The sequence below is a fragment of the Actinoplanes awajinensis subsp. mycoplanecinus genome (assembly GCF_001509495.1).
GTDB lineage: Bacteria > Actinomycetota > Actinomycetes > Mycobacteriales > Micromonosporaceae > Actinoplanes > Actinoplanes palleronii.
In genome coordinates this window covers 162,877-183,107 of the sequence record NZ_LLZH01000281.1, presented here as the reverse complement: position 1 = coordinate 183,107, position 20,231 = coordinate 162,877, and the positions used below count along the sequence as shown (strand labels likewise).

The 20,231-nt window shown below is 72.4% G+C and carries 19 protein-coding genes and 1 pseudogene; 5 read left to right on the top strand and 15 right to left on the bottom strand.

From position 1 onward, the window contains the following. Positions 1–211: 211 nt before the first annotated feature. Entirely contained in the window at positions 212–1,114 is a 903-nt protein-coding gene (locus ADL15_RS29405) for a hypothetical protein (RefSeq protein ID WP_067697960.1), read from the bottom strand. Between the two features lie 132 nt (positions 1,115–1,246). Here ADL15_RS29405 and ADL15_RS29400 point away from each other — a divergent pair, with 132 nt between their 5' ends. Together ADL15_RS29400 and ADL15_RS29395 are read left to right on the top strand one after the other, a co-directional pair. Further along, positions 1,247–2,167, top strand: a complete 921-nt coding sequence (locus ADL15_RS29400; protein WP_067697958.1) for an esterase/lipase family protein — start codon at positions 1,247–1,249, stop codon at positions 2,165–2,167. A gap of 44 nt (positions 2,168–2,211) precedes the next feature. Further along, a complete protein-coding gene (locus ADL15_RS29395; protein WP_067697955.1) occupies positions 2,212–4,089 on the top strand; it encodes an ABC transporter ATP-binding protein in 1,878 nt (625 codons plus the stop codon). On the opposite strand, the gene ADL15_RS29390 is transcribed toward ADL15_RS29395, so the two are convergent. The 4 genes and pseudogenes from ADL15_RS29390 to ADL15_RS29375 all read right to left on the bottom strand — a co-directional run bounded on the left by ADL15_RS29390 (position 4,065) and on the right by ADL15_RS29375 (position 5,978). Then, on the bottom strand, positions 4,065–4,565 hold the full coding sequence (locus ADL15_RS29390; RefSeq protein WP_232344470.1) for an FAD-dependent monooxygenase: 501 nt from the start codon (positions 4,563–4,565) through the stop codon (positions 4,065–4,067). The genes ADL15_RS29395 and ADL15_RS29390 overlap by 25 nt on opposite strands. A gap of 23 nt (positions 4,566–4,588) precedes the next feature. Then, positions 4,589–4,741: pseudogene (locus tag ADL15_RS54500) on the bottom strand (FAD-dependent monooxygenase); the annotation flags it as partial. Further along, positions 4,738–5,385, bottom strand: coding sequence for a VC0807 family protein (locus ADL15_RS29380; protein ID WP_083971883.1), 648 nt, complete (start codon positions 5,383–5,385; stop codon positions 4,738–4,740). The pseudogene ADL15_RS54500 and the gene ADL15_RS29380, both read right to left, overlap by 4 nt. Continuing rightward, positions 5,382–5,978 (bottom strand): TetR/AcrR family transcriptional regulator, encoded by a 597-nt coding sequence (locus ADL15_RS29375; RefSeq protein WP_067697949.1) that lies wholly within the window; start codon positions 5,976–5,978, stop codon positions 5,382–5,384. The genes ADL15_RS29380 and ADL15_RS29375 overlap by 4 nt, the downstream gene beginning before the upstream one ends. Before the next feature lie 134 nt (positions 5,979–6,112). On the opposite strand from ADL15_RS29375, the gene ADL15_RS29370 reads away from it, so the two are divergent. Continuing rightward, complete coding sequence (locus tag ADL15_RS29370; protein WP_067697947.1) at positions 6,113–6,550, top strand: nitroreductase family deazaflavin-dependent oxidoreductase; 438 nt, start codon at positions 6,113–6,115, stop codon at positions 6,548–6,550. A 7-nt stretch (positions 6,551–6,557) separates the two neighbouring features. Here the strand turns inward: ADL15_RS29370 and ADL15_RS29365 are convergent, their stop codons facing one another. Continuing rightward, positions 6,558–7,013 carry an LGFP repeat-containing protein gene (locus tag ADL15_RS29365; protein ID WP_198171064.1) on the bottom strand — a complete coding sequence of 152 codons (456 nt, stop codon included), beginning with the start codon at positions 7,011–7,013 and terminating at the stop codon, positions 6,558–6,560. Between the two features lie 288 nt (positions 7,014–7,301). Between ADL15_RS29365 and ADL15_RS29360 the strand changes: the two genes are divergently transcribed. Beyond that, entirely contained in the window at positions 7,302–9,020 is a 1,719-nt protein-coding gene (locus tag ADL15_RS29360) for a serine/threonine-protein kinase (RefSeq protein ID WP_232344464.1), read from the top strand. Between the two features lie 55 nt (positions 9,021–9,075). Further along, the gene (locus ADL15_RS29355; protein WP_067697941.1) at positions 9,076–9,849 is read left to right on the top strand and encodes a GGDEF domain-containing protein; all 774 of its coding nucleotides are present in this window, start codon (positions 9,076–9,078) and stop codon (positions 9,847–9,849) included. Between the two features lie 166 nt (positions 9,850–10,015). Here ADL15_RS29355 and ADL15_RS29350 read toward each other — a convergent pair whose 3' ends face one another. From ADL15_RS29350 to ADL15_RS29315, 9 genes are all read right to left on the bottom strand, one after another. Beyond that, positions 10,016–12,043, bottom strand: coding sequence for a S9 family peptidase (locus tag ADL15_RS29350; RefSeq protein ID WP_067697939.1), 2,028 nt, complete (start codon positions 12,041–12,043; stop codon positions 10,016–10,018). A 44-nt stretch (positions 12,044–12,087) separates the two neighbouring features. Then, positions 12,088–12,630 carry a hypothetical protein gene (locus ADL15_RS29345; protein WP_157441678.1) on the bottom strand — a complete coding sequence of 181 codons (543 nt, stop codon included), beginning with the start codon at positions 12,628–12,630 and terminating at the stop codon, positions 12,088–12,090. 387 nt (positions 12,631–13,017) lie between these two features. Beyond that, positions 13,018–13,599: a hypothetical protein gene (locus tag ADL15_RS29340; RefSeq protein WP_067697935.1), complete on the bottom strand. Its 582-nt coding sequence runs from the start codon at positions 13,597–13,599 to the stop codon at positions 13,018–13,020. Between the two features lie 22 nt (positions 13,600–13,621). Continuing rightward, the gene (locus ADL15_RS55725; protein WP_232344462.1) at positions 13,622–14,077 is read right to left on the bottom strand and encodes a hypothetical protein; all 456 of its coding nucleotides are present in this window, start codon (positions 14,075–14,077) and stop codon (positions 13,622–13,624) included. Then, on the bottom strand, positions 14,014–14,364 hold the full coding sequence (locus tag ADL15_RS55720) for a methyltransferase domain-containing protein (RefSeq protein WP_232344460.1): 351 nt from the start codon (positions 14,362–14,364) through the stop codon (positions 14,014–14,016). The genes ADL15_RS55725 and ADL15_RS55720 overlap by 64 nt, the downstream gene beginning before the upstream one ends. Positions 14,365–14,484: 120 nt before the next feature. After that, positions 14,485–15,663, bottom strand: coding sequence for an aminotransferase class V-fold PLP-dependent enzyme (locus ADL15_RS29330; RefSeq protein ID WP_067697933.1), 1,179 nt, complete (start codon positions 15,661–15,663; stop codon positions 14,485–14,487). Beyond that, on the bottom strand, positions 15,656–16,972 hold the full coding sequence (locus ADL15_RS29325; RefSeq protein WP_067697931.1) for a pyridoxal-phosphate dependent enzyme: 1,317 nt from the start codon (positions 16,970–16,972) through the stop codon (positions 15,656–15,658). The genes ADL15_RS29330 and ADL15_RS29325 overlap by 8 nt, the downstream gene beginning before the upstream one ends. Next, the gene (locus ADL15_RS56560; RefSeq protein ID WP_067697929.1) at positions 16,969–18,399 is read right to left on the bottom strand and encodes a type III PLP-dependent enzyme domain-containing protein; all 1,431 of its coding nucleotides are present in this window, start codon (positions 18,397–18,399) and stop codon (positions 16,969–16,971) included. Before ADL15_RS56560 ends, ADL15_RS29325 begins: the two co-directional genes overlap by 4 nt. Before the next feature lie 182 nt (positions 18,400–18,581). Then, positions 18,582–20,153, bottom strand: coding sequence for a lysyl oxidase family protein (locus ADL15_RS29315; protein WP_067697927.1), 1,572 nt, complete (start codon positions 20,151–20,153; stop codon positions 18,582–18,584). Positions 20,154–20,231 lie beyond the last annotated feature (78 nt).

Here is a 20,231-nt window from a genome sequence, read left to right as displayed (position 1 = left end):
GCGGACCAGCAGGCGCAGCTCCTCGAGCGCGGCTCGCGACGAGGCCCGCGTCGCGCACCGGCCGGCCGAGGCGGGCGCGCATGTCCGGGCCGAGGAAACGGACCGCGATCGGCCGGAAGATCCGCCGGGCGACCCCAGCCATCGGCGGGCCCGGAGTCGCGCCGCCTGCGCCAGCCACAGGCTTCGGGTGGGGCCGTCCCCACCCCCGGGGTCAGCCGTGCATCTTCCGGGCGTGTGCCGCGACGTCGATCGGCGCGGCGTCCGGCCCCAGCAGCAGATCGACGAGCCGTTGCAGGTCCGCGACGGTGAGGCGGGCGTCCCGCGTGCCGCAATACCTGTCGTAGCCCTCGTCCGCCGCCGGCCACTGGTCGCGGAACATCTCCGTGCTGGGCAGCCAGTGGTCCAGCACCCGCAGGGCCAGCCGGCGCACGTCCGCGGCCGGTTCCACGAAGCGGAACGCGCCGCAGCGGGCTTCCTGCTCCTGGTACCGGTCGTCCCAGAATTCGAGCGTCCAGCCGGGCCAGCGCGCGGAGAACCGCTCGGCCAGCCCGTCCACCGGATCGATCGACCACACGCCGGCGGACCGGGTGGCCGGGTCCAGATGCAGGCCTCCGCCCGGAACGTCGGGCAGCTCGGCGACCTGGGCCAGCTCGGACAGCTGGCCGAGGAGCGCCGGCCCGATCTCCCAGGGCTTGTACGGCGCCGGCCAATACGTCACCGCACCCATGGTGACCAGGTAATGCCAGCGCGGCGGATCGTCCGCGCCGGGGCGCGCCCAGTGGAACAGGTCGTCGTTCGTCCACGGTTCCCGCCGCACGACGGCACGGTCCAGGCCCAGCGTGTCGGTGACGTCCGAGATCCCGTTGTACGCCCAGCGCACCGCCCAGCCCGGCCAGACCCGCCGGCACGCCTCGATCAGGGTCCGCCGCGGCGCGTAGTCGGCGGACACGAAGAACAGAAGCTCCCGCGCGTCCAGGTCGATCAGCGCGCCCGCCTCGCACCACGACTCGTGCTGCCAGTCCTCGGGCTTCCAGACCGGCCACGACCCGCTGCGGAACATCGCCACCGCGGGTCCGGGGCCGAGCGCCAGCCACGCGTCGAGGCTGTATCCCATGCCGTTCGATCCACAGTGGGTCCAGAGACCGTCCTGTCTGATGGCGACGTTCGCGCGTGATCCCACGCCGGGCATCCTAGGTCGTGGCCCGGAACCCGCACCGCCCGTCGCGGGTGGATCGTTTCCGACCACGTGAGTCTTGCGATCTTGTTATCCGCCGCCCTCCTGGCCCTTCCGGTCACTCCGGCGACCCCGGCGACGACCGGAACTGATCTGCACTGCACCGGGGACCCGGCGGCCAGTGCCCGCGCCGGCCGTACCCCGGTCCTGCTGATCCACGGCACCACCTCCACCGCCCGGGCGAACTTCTCCTGGAACTGGGCCCGGGCCTTCGACGCGGAGGGCCGCGCGCACTGCGAGATCGACCTGCCGGACAGCGGCAACGGCGACGTCCAGGTCGCCGCCGAGCGGGTCACCCACGCCATCCGCGAGCTGCACCAGGCCACCGGCGCCAGGATCGACCTGCTCGGGCACAGCCAGGGCGGGATGCTCGGCCGCTGGGCGTTCCAGCACCACCCGGACACCCGGGCGATGGTCGACGACTACGTGTCCCTGGCCGCCTCGAACCACGGCACGCAGGAGTTCGTGGTGCAGTGCGCGGCGCGGACGGTGTGCTCGGCGGCGTACTGGCAGCAGCGGGCCGGGTCGGCGTTCCTGACCGCGTTGAATAAGGGGCCGCAGACCTGGCCGGGTGTCGACTACACGCAGCTCTACACGCGCTACGACGAGATCATCCTGCCGTACCGGCTCTCCGCGCTGCCGCCGGCGCGCAACGTCAGCAACATCGCGGTGCAGGAGCTCTGCCCGCTGGAGACGGTCGAGCACTTCGGGATGGCCTACGACAACGCGGCCTGGCTGCTCGGCATCGACGCGTTCCGGCACCCCGGACCGGCCCGGCTGTCCCGGGTGAGCCGGGCGACGTGCGGGTGGCCGTTCATGCCGGCGGTCGACCCGATCAGGTTCCCGGGCAACGCCGCGGCGGCGCTGGCCCAGAGCGCCCGCTCCATGCTGTCCACCCCGCAACTGACCGCGGAGCCACCCCTGCGGAGTTAAAACGACTTGACCTCAACCTTGGGTCAGGTGTGACGGTAGCCGTCATGAGCATGGAGATGGCGGCCTGGAACTCGATGTACCACGCGATGCACCAGCGGAACGACAAACGACCGTTCTCCCTGGCGACGCTGAGACGGATAGCCGGTTTCGCCCGGCCGCACCGGCGGCAGATCATCGGATTCCTGCTGCTCAGCGTCGTCACCGCGGTCCTGTCGGTGGCCACGCCGGTGCTGGCCGGGCGGGTGGTCAACGCGATCGTCGACCGCGCCGCCGCGGCCGTCGTGATCGGCCTGGCGGTGGCGATCGCGGTCGCCGCGCTCAGCGAGTCGGGGCTCGGACTGGTCCAGCGGTGGTTCTCCGCGCGGATCGGTGAGGGGCTGATCCTGGACCTGCGGACCACGGTCTTCGACCACGTGCAGCGGATGCCTGTCGCGTTCTTCACCCGGACCCGGACCGGCGCGCTGGTGAGCCGGCTGAACAACGACGTGATCGGCGCGCAGCGGGCGTTCAGCGACACCCTGTCCGGGGTGGTCGGCAACGTCGTCACGCTGATCCTGACGCTGATCGTGATGATCGGCATCTCCTGGCAGATCACCCTGCTGGCGCTGGTGCTGTTGCCGATCTTCGTCTGGCCGGCCCGCCGGATGGGCGGCCGGCTGGCCCAGCTGGAACGGGAGGCCGCCGAGCACAACGCGGCGATGGGCACCCAGATGACCGAGCGGTTCTCGGCGCCGGGCGCGACGCTGGTCAAGCTGTACGGTCGTCCCGACGCCGAGTCCGCCGAGTTCGCCGCCCGGGCCCGGCGCGTCCGCGACATCGGGGTACGCACCGCGATGACCCAGACGGTCTTCATGACCGCCCTGCTCTCGGTCTCCGGGGTCGCCATCGCCCTGGTCTACGGCCTCGGCGGCTTCTACGCGCTGCGCGGCACCCTCGAGCCGGGTGCCGTGGTCGCGATGGCCATCCTGCTCACCCGGCTCTACGCCCCGCTGACCGCGCTGGCCAGCGCCCGGGTCGAGGTGATGAGCGCGCTGGTCAGTTTCGAGCGGGTGTTCGAGGTGCTCGACCTGAAACCGTTGATCGAGGAGAAGCCGGACGCGCGGACGGTGCCGGACGGGCCGGTGTCGGTGGAGTTCGACGCGGTGCGGTTCGCCTACCCGTCGGCGGACAAGGTGTCGCTGGCCTCGCTGGAGGAGGTGGCGACGCTGGACACCCGGGGTGGCGTGGAGGTGCTGCACGAGGTGTCGTTCACCGCCGAGCCCGGGCAGATGGTGGCCCTGGTCGGCTCGTCCGGGGCCGGCAAGTCGACGATGGCGAGCCTGCTGCCCCGGCTCTACGACGCGGAGTCCGGCGCGGTCCGGCTGTCCGGGGTGGACGTGCGTGACCTCAGCGCCGCGTCGCTGCGGGCCACGCTCGGCATGGTCACCCAGGACGGGCACCTGTTCCACGACTCGGTCCGGGCGAACCTGCTGCTGGCCCGCCCGGAGGCGACCGAGGAGGAGATCTGGGAGGTGCTGCGCCGGGCGCACGTCGCCGACCTGATCGAGGCGCTGCCGGACGGCTTGGACACGGTGGTCGGCGAGCGCGGCTACCGGCTCTCCGGCGGGGAACGGCAGCGGCTGACCATCGCCCGGCTGCTGCTGGCCCGCCCGCGGGTGGTGGTGCTGGACGAGGCGACCGCCCACCTCGACTCCACCTCGGAGCAGGCGGTGCAGGCGGCACTCGGCGAGGCCCTGGCCGGCCGGACCGCCGTGGTGATCGCGCACCGGCTGTCCACGGTCCGGGCCGCCGACCAGATCCTGGTGATCGAGGAGGGCCGGGTGCTGGAACGCGGCACCCACCAGGCCCTGCTCGCCGCCGGCGGCCGCTACCAGGAGCTCTACCGCACCCAGTTCGATCAGGGTGACAAGGTGCCCGCCTGATCGCGGAACCCGTCCGGGCGGACCGGCACGCCGTCGACGACGTGCCGGCGCCCGTCCCGCAGCAGCCCGAGGTCCAGGCCGGGGATCCGGTCGCCGTGATCGAGTCCGGCCACCCGCTCGGCCAGCGCCAGCGACTCGGCCGCCAGGGCCGCGGCGATCTCGGCGTCCGGGATCGGATCGTCGCGCCCGGCCGCCGACTGCACCGGACCGGCCGCCAGCATGCGGAAGATCCCGTCACCCAGCGGCAGCACGGTCAGCATCCCGTCACCCTTCGGCGCCGGCAACTCCCACCCGTGCGGGCCACCCCCGGCCAGCGAGACGTCCGCGACCAGGGCACAGACCCGGCCGTCCCGGCCTTCAAAATCAACACCAGACCGCTTTCGTACGATACTCCGCGCGCCGTCGCAGCCCACCAGATACCCGGCCCGTTCGCCGTGCACCGTCACCCCGGTCTCGTCCTGACCGAAAGAGTCCAGCGCCGCGCCGTAGCGGATCTCGGCGCCGAGCGCGGCTGCAGGTTGAGCGCCTTGGACTGCCCGGTCCGCTCGGCCAGCCGCTCCAGCACCAGGACCCGCGCCCCGCCGAGCGCCAGCTCCCCGGCCAGCATCAACCCGGTCGGCCCGGCCCCCGCCACGATCACGTCGTAGTTCATGCGCGCAGGTCCCGTTTCTTCGTGTAGTAGAGGTGGAACACGAAGGTCGGGGCCACCAGGATCGGCCAGCTGACGTTGAGCACGGCGGTGGCGAGGTCGATCGGCAGCAGGTAGGCCGCGCCCAGCGTGACGATCACGTTGAGCAGCCCGACGACGCCCCAGACGAAGGTGATCACCCGTAGGCCGTGCCGGAAGGCCCGGTCGGTGTCCCACTTGCTCTCCCAGGCCGCGAATCCGGTCGGGCCGACCTTGGCCAGCACGAACGCCCGGATGAGGTACATCGTGGCGGGGCGGCCGACGAAGACCGACGCGAGCAGCCAGACCGCGATCAGGCCGCCGAACAGGCCGCCCCAGGCGTCCCGGATCAGCATCGTCCGGGCGTCGCCGGTCATCGCCGAGACGCCAAGGCTGAGCGCGACCACCGAGAGCACGAAGATCGCCAGGAAGTCGACGGTCCGGGACCGGGCGAACCGGACGATCACCATGACCACCGGCACGACGCCGGAGAGCAGCAGCGACCACCACTGGTCGACGCCGGCGGCGCGCAGACCGTAGAAGACCACGAGCGGCAGACCGAAGTCGATCAGCAGCGGGAGGAGCAGGGACATCCGGTTCGGGGTGCGCGGCGGAGCGGTCGTCGTCATGCCGGGTCCTTCCGGGTCGCGAGGGTGAAGAGCGCGACCAGCTCGGCCGCGTAGGCGTGCGGGTCGAGGTCGGGCCGGTTCGCCGCGGCGTCGATCGCGGCGCGCAGCGTCACCGCCATGACCTCGGGGTCGAACGGGCGGAACTCGCCGGCCCGCTGGCCCTCCCGGAACAGCGTGGCGAGGCGGGCCAGCGGGTCGTCGGCGTCCTCGGGGCGCACCAGCGGGGTGCCGTTCTCGGTGCGGGCGGCCGCCGCGATCTCGATGACCGCCTGGATCGCGGTCGGGTGCTCGGCGATGAACTCGAGGTTCGACTCGATGTACGCCGTCAGCAGCTCGGCGCGGCCGGTGGCGGCCCGCAGGCGCTTGCCCATGTGTTCGGCGGCCTCGGTGAGCACCGCGCCCACCACGGCCCGGACCAGGTCGGCCTTGTCGTCGAAGTGGTACGAGATCAACCGGGTGCTGCTGATCCCGGCCCGCTTGGCGATGCGGGCGAAGGAGGCGTTGCCGTAGCCCAGCTCGGCGATCGTGTCGATCGCCGCGGTGACGATCTGCGCCCGCCGGGCGGCCGCCGCGACCGTGCCGTTTACTCGCATGAGTAAATTTTTACTCGTCCGAGTAATCTCGTCAACCCCCGTCAAGAGCGAGAGCACTGCTCTTGACATGGATCGGCGCTCAGTGTTCACTGTTTACAGGCGAGAGCAGTGCTCTCTCGAACGAGGAGGACGCCATGCGATACCTGGCCCCGAAGCGCGCGACGAACGCCTTCAACGACTTTGCGCGGTGGCTCACCGCGCGCGGGATCAGCCTGATGGGCAGCCGGGTCCTCGAGGTGCGCGGGCGTAAGAGCGGCGAGGTGCGCGCCACCGTGGTCAACGTCTTCACCCACGAGGGCGAGCGCTACCTGCTCGCGCCGCGCGGGCACACCCAGTGGGTGCGCAACCTGCGGGTCGCCGGCGAGGGTGAGCTGCGCCTGGGCCGGCGCCGCCAGCACTTCACCCCGGTCGAGATCGCCGACGCCGACAAGCCCGAGCTGATCCGGCTCTACCTGCGCAAGTGGGCGTGGGAGACCGGGGCGTTCTTCGACGGGCTGAAGGCCGACTCGCCGGCCGCGGACATCGCGGACGCGGCGCCCGGCTTCCCGGTCTTCCGCATCGTCCCGAGCTGAGACGCGCTCAGCAGACCGCGCTGACCTTGCCGTCGTTCCAGCGCCAGATGGTGCCGTGCTGGAAGTGCTGGTAGTGGCCCCGGCGGTCCGGGGTGGCCGACTCGTCGTCGGTCGGGTAGCCGATGCACCCGGCCTCACCACGGCTGCCCTGCCACAGGTCGAGGATGCGCCCGGAGACCGCGTGCGCGCCGGTCGCCTGCGACCAGTAGATCGAGCCACCGTCGAACTGCTGCATCCGGCCGCCGCCGGCCGCACGCTGCTCGATCCCGAGCGGGCAGCCGAGCTTGCCCTTGTCCGAGCCGACCCGTACGTACTTCGCCAGGATCCCGCCGTGCACCCGGAGCCGGCAGTAGGTCGCGCTCTTGTCCGTGGATTCGCTCTGCTCGGCCCGGGCCGCCACGGTTCCGCACATCGCCGCGGCGGTGAAGCCGAGCGCGACCGCCGCCATTGCTCGCAGTTTCATAACCATCCATAGGTGTCGGCGGTTTCTGACTTCACATTCGTACCATTTCCGGCATACCGGAGTGCGACATTCGCCCCTAGATCAGCCCGTGGCGGAGCCTCGTCCCGAATGTCCGGTTACCCGCCGGACGGCCGGACGCCGCGACGCCTCACGGGCGGGACGTGGCGCGTCGCCTGCGGACGGGAAGGCCCAGGTCGTACCGGAAAATCAGCGGCCGGAAGTGAGGACCGCGTCTCGTGGATCGACCACGGTGACCACGTTTTTGGTTTCGGCGATTAGCATGGCCCGGTGCTTGCCCCGGGAATCGTGCTCAACGGTCGTTACCAGCTGACCCAACGGATCGCCGCGGGCGGGATGGGCGAGGTCTGGCGTGGCGCCGACCGGCTGCTGAACCGCGAGGTCGCGGTCAAGGTGGTGCTGCCCGGCCTGATGGCCGACCGGGAGTTCATCACCCGGTTCCGCTCCGAGGCGCGGATGATGGCCCAGCTGCGCCACCCCGGGATCGTCCAGGTCTACGACTACGGCGAGAACGCGGTCGTCGGCAACGACCGGTTCGACTACATGGTGATGGAGTACATCGACGGCATCTCGCTGTCGAAGAAGGTCCAGGATGCCGGGCGGCTCAGTCCGGCCGAGACCATGGCCATCACCGCGGGGGTCGCCGACGCGCTGCACGCCGCGCACCAGTCCGGCATCATCCACCGCGACGTGAAACCGGCGAACCTGCTGGTCCGGCCGGGCGGCGCGATCGTGCTGGTCGACTTCGGCGTGGCCCGGTCGGTCGGGGTCACCGGGATCACCAGCACCAACGTGGTGATGGGCTCGGTGCACTACATGGCGCCGGAACAGGCCGAGGGCAAGCCGGTCACGGCCGCCACCGACGTGTACGCGCTGGGCGCGGTCGCCTTCCACTGCCTGACCGGCCGGCCGCCCTACGTCGGCGACAACCCCCTCGCGATCCTCGGGCAGCTGGTGCACGGCCAGCCGCCGGTGCTGCCGCCGGACGTGCCGCGCGCGGTGGCGGCGGTGGTGATGCGGGCGCTGGCGAAGGACCCGGCGCAGCGGTTCCCGAGCGGAGCGGCGCTGGCCGACGCGGCGCGGAATGCGGGGCGGGCGCCGAACGGGGGCCCTCCCGGCGCGCCGTCCGGACCTCAGACCCGGACCTTTGCCGGGCCGCCGCCGTCCGGCGCGTACCCGGCTTCCCGCCCGTCCGGCGCCTACCAGCCCATGCGGCCCTCCGGCGCCCACCCGGCCCCCCGGCCCTCGGGCGCCTACGCGGCCGGCGCGGCCTCCATCCCCTCCGCCTACCCGGCCGGCACGGGCTCCTTCGCCGCCGCGCCCTCCTACCCCGGTGACGTGCCGTCCGACGGCTACCGGGCGGCCGCCGAGCCGCCGGCCAAGCGCCGCAACGTCGCCGCGCTCGCCGCGCTGGCCCTGGTGCTCGTCGGCGGCGGGGTGCTGGCCGCGTTCTGGCCCGACTCCAGCAACGCGAACAACGCCGGCAACCCGACCACCACGCAGGACGCCGGCAACCCGCAGCAGCCGGCGGCCGACAACGACGACGACGACGACGACGCGCAGCCGACCCCGTCGAAGACCCGCAAACGCAGCCCCAAGCCGAGCCCGTCGTCGGCCAGCCCCGAGCCGTCGGAGTCCTCCGCGCCGGCGGTGCCCGCGACCGACCCGCGCGACGTGTGCGACGGCGACTTCCAGGTGCTCGACCAGGCGCCGCTGAAGAACGCCTCGGGCGTCCTGAGGGGCACGGTCTACCTGCTCGTGCGTGCCGCCGACAACACCACCTGCGTGGTCACCGTGAAGGATCCCGCCGACGGCAAGAAGGCGGTGGCCTCGGCCTTCCTCGAGCTGCAGGGCAGCCCCCGGAAGACCGCCGGCGGCACGATCAAGGACTTCGCCGGGCCGGTCATCGAAGTCGCCCAGGACGTCTGCGTGAAGTGGGGCGGCTCGATCGGGGCGGCGGCGTTCGAGAGTGAGTTCGACCGCTGCTGACGCCCGGCCCCGCCTGATTCCTCAACGTCGCCGCCCGGCGGCCGATCAGGGCGGCATGACGGGCGATGGTGTGCGGCAGAAGATGCGAGCGCGGGCCGCGCTGGTCGGCCTCGCGCTCGGCGTGGTGGCGCTGGCCGGCTGCGCGATGGCCGGGGTCTCCGACCCGTGGGCGATCGGCGTGCTCACCGCGTTCGACCTGCTGCTGCTCGCGGCGTGCGTCCGGCCCCTGTTCGGCGACGCCACCGACCAGCCCGGCGAGCCGGAGCCACGGCTCGACAGCCTGACCGGGTTGCCGGACCGGCGGGCGCTGACCGCGGTGGTGGAGCGGACCCTGCCGGTCGCCGACAGCGACCAGGAGCCGGCCGGGCTGCTGGTGTTCGGCGTGCACGAGCTCGCGGACGTCACCGACACCCTCGGCCCGGCGATCGGCGACCTGCTGCTGAAGGAGGTCGCGGCCCGGCTGGCGGCCGCGGTCCGGGACACCGACACGGTCGGCCGGCTCGGCGACGACGAGTTCGCCGTGCTGCTCCCCCAGGTCGGCTCGGCGCCGGCCTGCCTGGACACCGCGCGCCGGCTGCTGGACCTGGTGCGGGGCCCGGCCGACCTGGACGGATACCAGGTCCGGATCAGCGCCGCCGTCGGCGCCGCGGTCTATCCGGTGCACGCCGCGACGACAACCGAGCTTTTCGTACGGGCCGAGACCGCGCTGCGGGCCGCGAGCCGGTCCCGGGACGGTGCCGCGCTCTACGAGGTCGGCGTGGAAGGCGACCTGCGGCCCCGGAAAGAGATCGACAGCCGGGAGCACCGGCCGGCCCTGCCCTCCCGCTGACCGGTCAGATCCGGTCGATCTCGGTGAGGTCGATGTCGATGTCGATGTCGATGTCGATGTCGATGTCGATGTCGATGTCGATGTCGATGTCGATGGGGAACGGCATTCAACCCCTCACGACAGCCTTGCCCATGCTGAGGCCTACCTGCGCAGGTCCGTCGCGAACTCAGCCGAGAAGCTCCGGGCGCTGCCACTTCTCGCCGCGGACGTGGTGGTCCAGGAACGCCAGCACGGTGGCGTACCAGACCTTGGTGTGCTCCGGGGTGAGCACCCAGTGGTTCTCGTCCGGGAAGAACAGGAACTTGTGCGGGGTCGCGCCATCCTGGTCCGTCGACCGGGACAGCAGGTCCCACCACAGCCGCAGCGCCTCGCCGATCGGCACGCGGTAGTCCTTGTCGCCGTGGATGACCAGTATCGGCGTGGTGATCTCGTCGGCGAACCGGTGCGGCGAGTTGACCTCCATCACCTCCCGGGTCATCTCCCGGGCCCAGTAGAACGCGGTGTCGGTGGTCCCCCACATCTGGTCGAGCGACCACAGCGAGGCGTGCGTGACGATCGCCGCGAACCGGTCGGTGTGCCCGGCGATCCAGTTGGCCATGTAGCCGCCGAAGCTGCCGCCCATCGCCGCGGTCCGGGTGGCGTCGACGTCGGTGCGCTGCTCGGCGGCGTCGGTCAGCGCGAGCAGGTCGGTGTACGGTGCGGCGCCCCACGCGCCCCAGCCCCGCCGGATGAACTCGTGGCCGTAGCCGGTGGAGAGCGCCGGGTCGGGCAGCAGCACGGCGTACCCCCGGGCCACCGCGATCCACGGGTTCCAGCGCCACGACCAGGAGTTCCAGGAGCCCAGCGGGCCACCGTGGATCCACAGCAGCAGCGGGGCGGGCCGCTCCGGGCCGGCCTCGGCGGGCAGGGCGAGCCAGGCGCGCAGCGGGGTGCCGTCCGCGGCCGTGGTGGTCACCTCGGTCACCCGGCCCGGAACCGGCGTCTCCGCCACCGGCCCCGGCAGGCGGTCCACCGTGCCGGCCCCGTCGAGCGCGACCCGGACCGGTGTGGGCGCGCTGCCGATCGCCGAGCGCAGCGCGTAGACCCAGCGCCCGTCCGGTGACACCTCCGCGTCGGTGTAGCTCCCGTCGTCCGGGGTCAGCCGGGACACCGCGCCGCTGGTGGCGTCCACCCGCCACAGCGGTGCGCGCCCGCCGTCGTCGGCGGCCACCACCAGCGCGGCGCCGTCCGGTGTCCAGCGGATGGCGTCCGGCCAGCGGTCCCACGCCGCGGTCAGGTCCCGGACCGGGCCACCGGCCAGCGGGAGCACGGCCAGCCAGCGGTCGCCGGGGTCCGACGCGGTGGACCGCCGGTAGACGACCACCGCGACCGACGTCCCGTCCGGCGAGATCCGCGGCGAGGTGTACTCGTGGCCCGGGTCGCCGGCCAGGGTGCGGCGCTCACCGGTCGCCACGTCGATCGCGACGATGGTCTCGCGCTGCGACCCGGCCGCCTCGGCCACCGTCCACACCGCGACGACGGTGCGCCCGTCCGGTGCGACGTCCCAGGTCGCCTCGTCGAAGAGCGCGCGGCCGACGTGCCCGGTGAGGTCACGCAGTTCCAGAGGCGCTTCCCCGGCCGGCGCCGGCTCGGCGGTCAGCAGGCGGAGGCGGTCCGGGCCGAAGGCGTGGTCCCAGTACCGGATCGGCAGTTCCTCGTACAGGACAGCGTTGACGCCGGTGTCCTTGCGCTTGGCCCGGGCCTCCTTGTCCGCGGCCGGGTCGGCGGCGGACGGCATCAGCGACGACCCGAACACCAGCGTCCCGGACCGGCTGACCACCACTCCCCGGACGCCGCCGGGCGGCGCGGCCACCACCCGGGCGTCGCCGCCGGCGGCCGGCTGCAGCCACAGCGCTGTCCCCGGCTCGCCGTCCGGCTCGCCCACGGGGTCCGGGCGGGCCGAGGTGAACAGCAGATCCCCGCCGGGGGTGAAGGCCGCCACCGACTCACCCCTGGTGCTGCGGGTCAGCCGCCGGGCCGGCTGCTCACCGGCCGGGTCGACCTCCCACAGCGCCGTGGCGTACCGGTTCTTCTTCGGCTCCGGGGTGGCCACGCCGACGACCAGCCGGCGGCCGTCCGGGGACAGCCGCAGACCGGTGACCCGGGGCAGGGCCGCGTAGGCGTCCAGGTCGGAGAAGGCATCGATGATCACCATGCCTTTCTACCACCGCGCGGGCGCCCCGGGGCGCGCTCGGCGAATCAGTCGTCCGAGCCGCGGCCGCGCCCACCCTTGTCGTCGGAGCCGTGCTCGCTCTTGTGATCCGAGCCGTGGCCCCGGCCGCGGTGGTCGTCACCCTTCTCCGAGCTGCGGCTCCGCGAGCCGCCCTTGTCATCACCGGGCTCGGCGTGGCGGGTGCGGGAGCCGCCCTTATCATCGCCAGGCTCGGCGTGGCGGGTGCGGGAGCCGCCCTTGTCATCGCCAGGCTCGGCGTGGCGGGTGCGGGAGCCGCCCTTGTCGTCGCCGGATTCCGATCGCTTCCGGTCACCACCGTGATCGTCCACCCGGCCCGAAGCCGACGGGGAGGCCGATCGCTTCCGGTCACCACCGTGGTCATCCACCCGGCCCGAAGCCGAAGCGGAGGCCGAGGGTGACACCGAAGCGGACGCCGACACCGAAGCCGACGGCGACGCCGAGGACCGCGGGCTGTCATCGGCCCCGTCGGACGCCAGCGCCGTCCCGGCCAGCCCGAGAACGGTGAGAGCGCCGGCCGCGAGCGCCACAGCGGTACGAATCTTGTTCATCTCAAAACCTCCAGGTCGATCTGACCTGCAAAGAATCGCGCCCGGAGACCTATCGGCACGCTGTCCGACCGTTAAGGCCCGGCTAAGAACCGATCCCTTCCGGTCACTGCCACACCCTTTTCGGTACGAATACCGAGCGACCGCCCGCAGGCTACAAGCCGAGTCCCGTGGTGATCTCGCGCGACGCCGCCCCCACTCCCGACCGCGGCGCGCCCCCAGACCTCGGCTGGCGCTGAGGGGTCCCTCAACAGCCCGGAGACAACCCTCACCGCCAGCCGGAGCAGTCGAGCTGGCGCTCAGGGCTGCCTCGACGCCCGCGAGACAACCCCCAGCACCAGCCGGGACCCGGGAGCGCACCGCGGCCCGGGGTGGCGGTGGCCTCGCGGGTCAGGCGAGCGGGGTCCAGGTGCGCTGGTAGGTGCCCAGCCAGCGGTGGGGGGCGTAGGAGCGGACCGCCTGCTCGATCCGGGCCGGGACCGCTGACGCGTCCGGCATCGGGAGGCGGAACCGTTCGGACGGCAGGCCCGGGTGCGGCGGCGGCTCGGTGGCCGGGCGCAGGCCCGCGACCCGGTCGGTCAGGTCGACGCCGGGTGCCGGGAAGAACTCCAGCACGTGACCCTGGCGGCGGACCCCCTCGGGCAGCGGCACCTTCTGCGGGGCGGGGTTGACCTTGTAGGCGATGCCGACGCCGGCCAGGTCGGACCAGGGGATGCCGTGGATGCCGGCCTGGTCGACGGTGACACCGGTCCGGCCGAGCAGCTTCGGCGCGAAGATCACCAGGGCACCGAACGGGATCAGGAACAGGAACGTGCAGACCCAGGCCAGGAACCGGGTCGTCGGGTCGTCGCCGCCGACCAGGTGCTCCTCCGGGTTGACCGCGGCCATCAGCGCCGCGAACCCGAAGAAACCGGACCCGAGCACCCCGCCCGCCCAGACCCGGAAATTACCCTGACGGAAGTCGATGTACATCCGCGCGATGATAGCCGCGCGGTCAGCGGCAGGCGGCCAGCGCGGCGTGGCGGCCTTCGCGCCAGAGCGCTCCGGCTTCGCCGAATCCGGCGGTCCGGGCCGCGGCGGCGTGCCAGCTCAGCCCGGCCGTGAAACCCGCCGGCGGACGATCGCGGAACAGCGCGGCGCGGGCGTCCATCAGGCCGCCGATCTCCGGTACGGCGGACAGCTCACTCCACCACCGCGCCCAGGCGAGTTCGGCGGCCGCCTCGCCGGGGCCGGGGTCGAGCACCCGCATCAGCCCGGGCAGCCCGTCGTCGGGCATCAGGTCGGCGACGACGAGCACTCCGCCGGGCGCGAGCGCCTCCCGGGCCGCGGCGTAGAGCGCGTGGATCGCGGCCGGGGACAGGTAGTGCACGGTCATCACCGCGGTGATCAGGTCGTGGCCGCCGCCGGCGCGGGCCGTCCACGCGGTCGAGGCGAGGTCGGCACCGACCACCCGATCACGTCGGGCAGGCCGGCCCGGGCCAGTTCGAGCAGCACCGGGTCCAGGTCGACGAGGGTGACCGTGGCGTCCGGCCAGCGGGCGGCCATCCGTTCGGCGAGCAGTCCCGGGCCGCCGCCGAGGTCGAGCACCCGGCGCGGCGGGCCACCGCGCAGCGCCTCGACGGCGGTGCCGAGCGCCCGTTCCAGGCCGGCCAGGCCGGGGATGAAGCCGGTCATCATCGCGTCCCAGGTGCTGCGCCAGGCGGCGACGCGCACCGGGTCGAGAGCGATCGGGGTCATGGCGGCTGCTTTCGTGGCTCCACGGCGTCGTGTCCCGGAACCCGGCCGGTCGACGGCACGCGGCGGGGCTCCGGAACACATTCTGAAATGACAACCGTTTTTAACAGACCGGGGTGGCGTTCAGTCGTGATTCAGCGCGGCGAGCCGCTCGAGCAGGCGGTCGATCTCGGCGGGTGAGTTGTGCACGTGCAGGCTCACCCGTACCGAAGAGGTCTTCTCCCCCTCGTCTCCCTGGCAGTGGCCGTCGGCCCGGACCAGCAGGCCGTCCGCGGCCAGGATGAAACCGAGGTCGTTGGAGCCGATCGTGCGGTGCCGGAACGTGACGATGCCCTGCCGGCGCTGTGTCGCCGAGGCCGCCGCGAGACTGCTCTGACAGCCGAGCACCTGATAGGCGTCCAGCTCGGCCAGACCCGCGGTGAGCCGGGCGCCGAGGTCGCGGGTCCACCGCTCGATCCGGTCGACGCCGGCCGCGTCCAGCCAGTCCAGCGCCGCGACCAGGCTGACGATGCCGCTGGTGTTCGGGGTGCCGCGCCAGCCGGCCTCGGCATACGCCGGTCCGCGCCGGTTGCCGGACCAGATCGCGCCGGTGCCGGGCAGCGCGAGGGCCTTGTGGCCGGAGAAGACCAGGAAGTCGACGTCCAGCGCGGCCAGCGAGATCGGCAGGTGCCCGACGCTCTGCGCGGCGTCCAGGCAGATCGGCACGCCCGGGCCGGCCGCCGCGCGCAGCCGGGACACGTGCATGTCGTTGCCGTAGACGTGGTGCACGTGGGTGGCGGCGATCAGCCGGGTCCGCGGGGTGACCAGCCGGGCCAGCCGGGCGGCGTCGTAGTCGTGGGCGTCGTCGTACGGCATGGGGCGCAGGGTGACGTGGGCGCCGCGGGCGCGGGCCAGGGCGGCGGCCTCCTGCCAGGGGACGATGTTCGCGTTGTGGTCGGCGTACGGGACCACGATCTCGTCGCCGTCGCGCAGCTGCGGGGCGAGCCAGTCCCGGGCCACGGCGCGCAGGCCCTCGGTGGCGCCGCTGACGAAGTGCACCCCGGAGCGGTCCGGCGCCGGGTCGCCGAGGAAGACGCGCACCCGGTCACGGGCCTGCTCGATCCGGGCCGTGGTGCGGTTGGCCCAGGGGTACGTGCCCCGGGCGGCGTTGGCGTTCTCGCCGGTCAGATAGTCGAACACGGCGTCCAGGACGGGTTGCGGCTTCTGCGAGGTGGCCGCGCTGTCCAGGTAGGCCACGTCCGGGTGGCCGGTGACGATCGGGAAGTGGGCGCGCAGCTCCCGCTGCCAGGCCGGGTCAGTCACGGACCAGCTCGGCTCCGGCGTCGCGCCAGGCGATGATCCCGCCGTGCAGGGAGCGGGCGTCCGGGTGGCCCATCCGGGTGAGCAGCGCGGAGTATCTCGCGGACTTCTCGCCGACCGGGCAGACCAGCAGCACCGGGCGGCGGCGACTGAACGGCAGCCCGGCCGGCAACAGCTCGGCGAACACCTCGTCGACGATGTTGATCGAGCCGGCGATGTGCAGCGCCTGGAACGCGTACGGGCTGCGCAGGTCGACCACCACGGCGTTCGTCTCGGCGAGCCAGCGCTGGGCGTCGCCGACGCCGAGCACCGGCGCGGCGGCCAGCTCGGCGCCGGTCAGGGTGCCGGCCGAGTTGCGCCGCGGTGGCCGGCCGAACAGCTCGGGGCGGCGGTCCCGCACGTAGGAGAGGTAGCTCTCCACCCGGTCGCAGACGATGAACACCGCCGTCTTGCGACTCGTGAGGCCGGCGTCGATCGTACGAAGGAAGCGGACCGCCCCCTGGAACGCGCCGCCACCGGTCGGACCGGTCAGGATGCCGCAGCGCCGCACCAGGGTCAGCAGGCCGTCGATCGCGTCGTCCGCGTCGATGGTCTCCAGGGCGTCGTAGACGGCCGGGTCGAACAGACCCACCTCGTGCACCTCGTCGATGGTCCGGATCCCCGGGATGAAGTCGCCCTTCGCCGCGACCAGCCCGACCACCTCGACGTCGGCGTGGTGCTGGCGCAGCACCCGGGCCACCCCGGTGGACGAGCCGGCCGTGCCCACGCAGGCGACGAAGTAGTCCGGCGCGCGCCCGTCCAGGTCCTTGACGATCTCCGGGCCGGTGCCGTACGCGTGGGCGTCCACGTTGCGCTCGTTGAAGTACTGGTCGGTGTGCAGGTAGCCGCCCCCGGACGCGGCCAGCCGCTGGTGCATCCGGGTGAGCGGGTCGTCGGTGTCGGTCGGGTCGAGGCACTCGGACTGGCCGGGCAGCTCGTCGATCTCCGCGCCGAGCAGGAGCAGCAGCTCCTTGATCTCGGGCACCTTCATCCGGTTGGTGACGCTCTTGAACGGCACGCCGTGCATCCCGGCGAGCAGCGCGAGGGCCTTGGCGGTGTTGCCGCTGGACAGCTCGACCAGGGTGTCGCCGGGCGCCGCGCCGGACAGCAGCGGGGCGGCCATGTGCCAGGCGGCCCGGTCCTTCACCGAGCCGAACGGGTTGAGCAGCTCCAGCTTGGCGTACAGGTCGACGTTGGCCAGGCCGTGCACGGCCGGGTCGATGCGGACCAGCGGGGTGGCGCCGATCGCCTCGGTGATGTCGTCGTATCTCATCGGGTCTCCTGCCGGGGGTGGACAGGCCAGTACTGCTCGTCGAGGCACCAGCGGTGGCGGCCGCCGGACCGGTGGACCGCCACGGTGCGGGCCACCGGCTGGCGCAGGGCGGTGGTGGCGCTGAAGTCCATGAAGTAGCCGGCCGTGTTGACGAAGGCGAGCAGGTCACCGGGGCGGGGCAGCACCGGCAGGAACACCGTGCGACGGGTGATCAGGTCGGCCTCCAGACAGAGGTTGCCGAACAGGTGGACGGCGGCCGGGCCGGCGCGGCGGTCACCGGTGCGCGGGATCACCACCGGATCCATCAGTACGCCGTGCTCCTCGAGGCTGACGTCACGGGCGTTGAGGTCCAGCCGGACCGCGTCGCCGTCGGCCGACAGCACCCGGGCCAGGACCAGGCCGCACTGGTCGAGCAGGGCGCGGCCGGGTTCGATGTCCAGGTCGTACATGTGGTCGAGCAGCAGCTCGCCGAGCGGGCGGCCGAGCTCCGGTGCCGGGGTGCCGAGCAGGCGGTCCAGGTAGGCGGCGCCGGACACCGGCCGGTGGGCCGGGTACAGCGCCAGGGTCCCGCGCAGGGTGCCGTTCTCGGCGCGCAGGCCGTACCCGTGGCCGTCCCAGGTCATCGGGGGCCGGCGGCCGAGCACGGCCTGCCCCAGCTCGGTGGTCCAGCGGTCCCACTCGGCGCCGTCGGCCAGGTAGTTCACGCCGAAGCCGCCGCCGATGTCCAGCGACCGCGGGCGCAGGCCCCGGGCCCGGCACGCGTCCAGAGCGGCCAGGCAGCCCTCCAGCGCGACCGCCTTCTCGGGCAGCCCGACGGTGTCCAGGTGATAGGCCACCCCGGTCAGCTCCAGCTGGTCGGGGTGTTTCTCCAGCACGTCGAGCAGCTCGGGCAGCCGGCCGGCCGGGGTGCCGAACCGGCTGCGGCGGGTCAGCACCCGCACCCCGGTCGAGGTGAATCCGGCCAGTCGCAGGCTGACCGGCACCCGCGGCAGCCGGTGCCCGGCCACGATGCCGGCCAGCTCGGCGAGCTCGTCGGCGGAATCGAGGCTGACGGTCACCCCGGTGCGGGCGGCGAGCCAGAGGAATTCGCGATTCTTCGGCCCGGTCGCGACGATCCGGTCCGGGGTGAATCCGGCGCCCAGGGCGTGTTGCAACTCGCCGAGGGAGGCCACGTCCACCCCGGTGTCGCCGGCCGCGAGTTCTCGCAGCAGCGCGCCGGAACGGTTGGCCTTGTGCGCGTAGTAGAGGCGGCCGGCGAGACGGTGCCGGCGGTAGGTCTCCCGGAACGCGGCGACGTTCGCCGCCAGCTGGCGCGGCAGGACCAGGTTGAGGGGTGAGCCCAGCGCGTCCAGCAGTTCGGCCAGGAATTCGTGGTCGTCGAGCAGGGATTGGAGGTTCGTGTCGATTCTCGGCGTCAGACTCAGCATCTGCGTCTCCCGATTTCACCGGCGTTTTCTCAACGTATCTGACAACGAGTTTCATCGCCAGTCCGGATCGGGTGAATGCCGTGTCAACGGTTCTGTCGGCAATTCCTTGAAATGCTCATATGAGCACCTACGAATAAATGGGCGGCCGAGGGCCGCCCATCCATTCACTCATTCCGTTTCATTCAGCCCCTGATGCCGTAGACCGCCGGAACGCTCAGGGTGCGTGCGGTCTTGGTGCCGCCCAGCACGATCTTCCGGTACGAGATGTTGTTCTTCGTGCTCAGCTCGCTGAGCTTGCCGACCGGGTTGGCCTTCACCCGGATGTAGTAGGTGCCGTTGGCCAGGCCGGTGACGTCGAACGACTGACCCGGACGGTCCTGGCTGTAGGTGTCACCGTTGCCGATGTCGAGCACCTCACGCACCGCCACCGCGGTGTTGCCGCCGCACGCCGTGGACAGGTCGGTGTTCTCCGGCCGCCACTTGGCGCTCTTCAGCGTGTAGTCGACCGCGTCCGTGTTGGCCAGGCAGAACGCCTCCTTGCCACTGCGGACCGCGAGCTTCTTGTCGGCTTTCAGCAGGTCGTAGCGCGCGAAGTCGGTGAAGTGCCAGTGCTTGTGGCCCTCCCGCTTGTCCCACTCCATGGTGCCGGCCGCGAACGAGCCGACCTGCTTGCCCTTGGCGTCGAAGACGTACTGGTAGGCGTCCATCAGCTCACTGCCGGTGCGGCGGAAGCCGTCGACGAGCAGCGGGGACGAGCCGGCGTTCCAGACGGTGGCGCCGAAGTTGACGTACCACCGGCCGTTGACCTGGCCGGTCGTCTCGTTGCGGCCCTTCTCCAGCGAGATCCCCCAGGCCGGCAGCGAGCGCAGGTCGGGGCGCGGGCCGGTCTTCGGCGCGACCTTGGCCGCGGTCGGACGGGACGCCGGGGCCCGGAACTGCGGCAGATAGTCGGAAATCTGCGCGGACTCGTCGCCCTCGCCGTGGTTGTGCCCGCCCGGCGTGGTCTTCGGCGCCACCGCGGCGGCACTCGCGGCCTTCTGCTCCGGCGTGACGTTGACGACGGTCACCGCGACCGACGCGGTCGCGCTCTTCACCGGGACCTTGAAGAACTTCCGGTACGCCGGGTTGAGCGCGACGCTCACCTGGTACTTGCCGGCGGCCAGGTCGAACGCCTTGCCGTTGGTCGGCATCGGGTTGATCCCGGCGTTCCAGCCGGCCTGGATGCCCCACACCGAACCGAGCAGGAACGGGTTGCCGCCCTCGCTGGTCCGGCCGGCGCAGTACCGCGGGTACGGCGTCTGGGCCGGGGCGTCCCGGCGGGTGCGCACCGAGTCGTAGGTGTTCGGGCAGAAGTCCGTCTGGTACTTCTTGACCACCTTGCCGGCGCTGTTCTTGATCGTGATGGTGGTGAAGTTGCGCAGGCCACTGAAGTCGCTGACCGAACCGGCCGGCAGCTTCACCGCGGTCTTCTTACCGTTCTTGGTCACGATCTGCCGCGCCACGATCTTGCTCTGGTACGACGTGCGGGTGGTCCGGATCTCCAACGGGGACTTGCCCGCGATCACGTTGACACCCAGGTCGAGGTAGATACCGCTGCCCTCGTCGCCGACGTAGCGCTCCGCGATGACGCTCTTGGTGGCCGCGACCAGGCTGATCGCCCCCGGTGCGGGGGCCGCCTGCGCGACCCCGATCCCCGAGCCGAGCAGTACCAGCGTGGTCGCGCCGGCGACCACTGCCCTTCGCTTACCGGTCATGCGTTTCCCCCAGGTTCTGTCCTACGTGTGGGGGTCATGCAACCGGGTTACCTGTGTGGTGGCTGTGAACAAGACGGT

Excerpts from the sequence above, each read along its gene's own strand:
- ADL15_RS29315 (WP_067697927.1), bottom strand. The coding sequence starts at position 20,153 with ATGACCGGTAAGCGAAGGGCAGTGGTCGCCGGCGCGACCACGCTGGTA.
- ADL15_RS29345 (WP_157441678.1), bottom strand. The coding sequence starts at position 12,630 with ATGAACAAGATTCGTACCGCTGTGGCGCTCGCGGCCGGCGCTCTCACC.
- ADL15_RS29325 (WP_067697931.1), bottom strand. The coding sequence starts at position 16,972 with ATGAGATACGACGACATCACCGAGGCGATCGGCGCCACCCCGCTGGTC.
- ADL15_RS29380 (WP_083971883.1), bottom strand. The coding sequence starts at position 5,385 with ATGACGACGACCGCTCCGCCGCGCACCCCGAACCGGATGTCCCTGCTC.
- ADL15_RS29370 (WP_067697947.1), top strand. The coding sequence starts at position 6,113 with ATGCGATACCTGGCCCCGAAGCGCGCGACGAACGCCTTCAACGACTTT.
- ADL15_RS29350 (WP_067697939.1), bottom strand. The coding sequence starts at position 12,043 with ATGGTGATCATCGATGCCTTCTCCGACCTGGACGCCTACGCGGCCCTG.
- ADL15_RS55720 (WP_232344460.1), bottom strand. The coding sequence starts at position 14,364 with ATGACCCCGATCGCTCTCGACCCGGTGCGCGTCGCCGCCTGGCGCAGC.
- ADL15_RS29365 (WP_198171064.1), bottom strand. The coding sequence starts at position 7,013 with ATGAAACTGCGAGCAATGGCGGCGGTCGCGCTCGGCTTCACCGCCGCG.
- ADL15_RS56560 (WP_067697929.1), bottom strand. The coding sequence starts at position 18,399 with ATGCTGAGTCTGACGCCGAGAATCGACACGAACCTCCAATCCCTGCTC.
- ADL15_RS29405 (WP_067697960.1), bottom strand. The coding sequence starts at position 1,114 with ATGGGATACAGCCTCGACGCGTGGCTGGCGCTCGGCCCCGGACCCGCG.
- ADL15_RS29355 (WP_067697941.1), top strand. The coding sequence starts at position 9,076 with ATGACGGGCGATGGTGTGCGGCAGAAGATGCGAGCGCGGGCCGCGCTG.
- ADL15_RS29375 (WP_067697949.1), bottom strand. The coding sequence starts at position 5,978 with ATGCGAGTAAACGGCACGGTCGCGGCGGCCGCCCGGCGGGCGCAGATC.
- ADL15_RS29395 (WP_067697955.1), top strand. The coding sequence starts at position 2,212 with ATGAGCATGGAGATGGCGGCCTGGAACTCGATGTACCACGCGATGCAC.
- ADL15_RS29340 (WP_067697935.1), bottom strand. The coding sequence starts at position 13,599 with ATGTACATCGACTTCCGTCAGGGTAATTTCCGGGTCTGGGCGGGCGGG.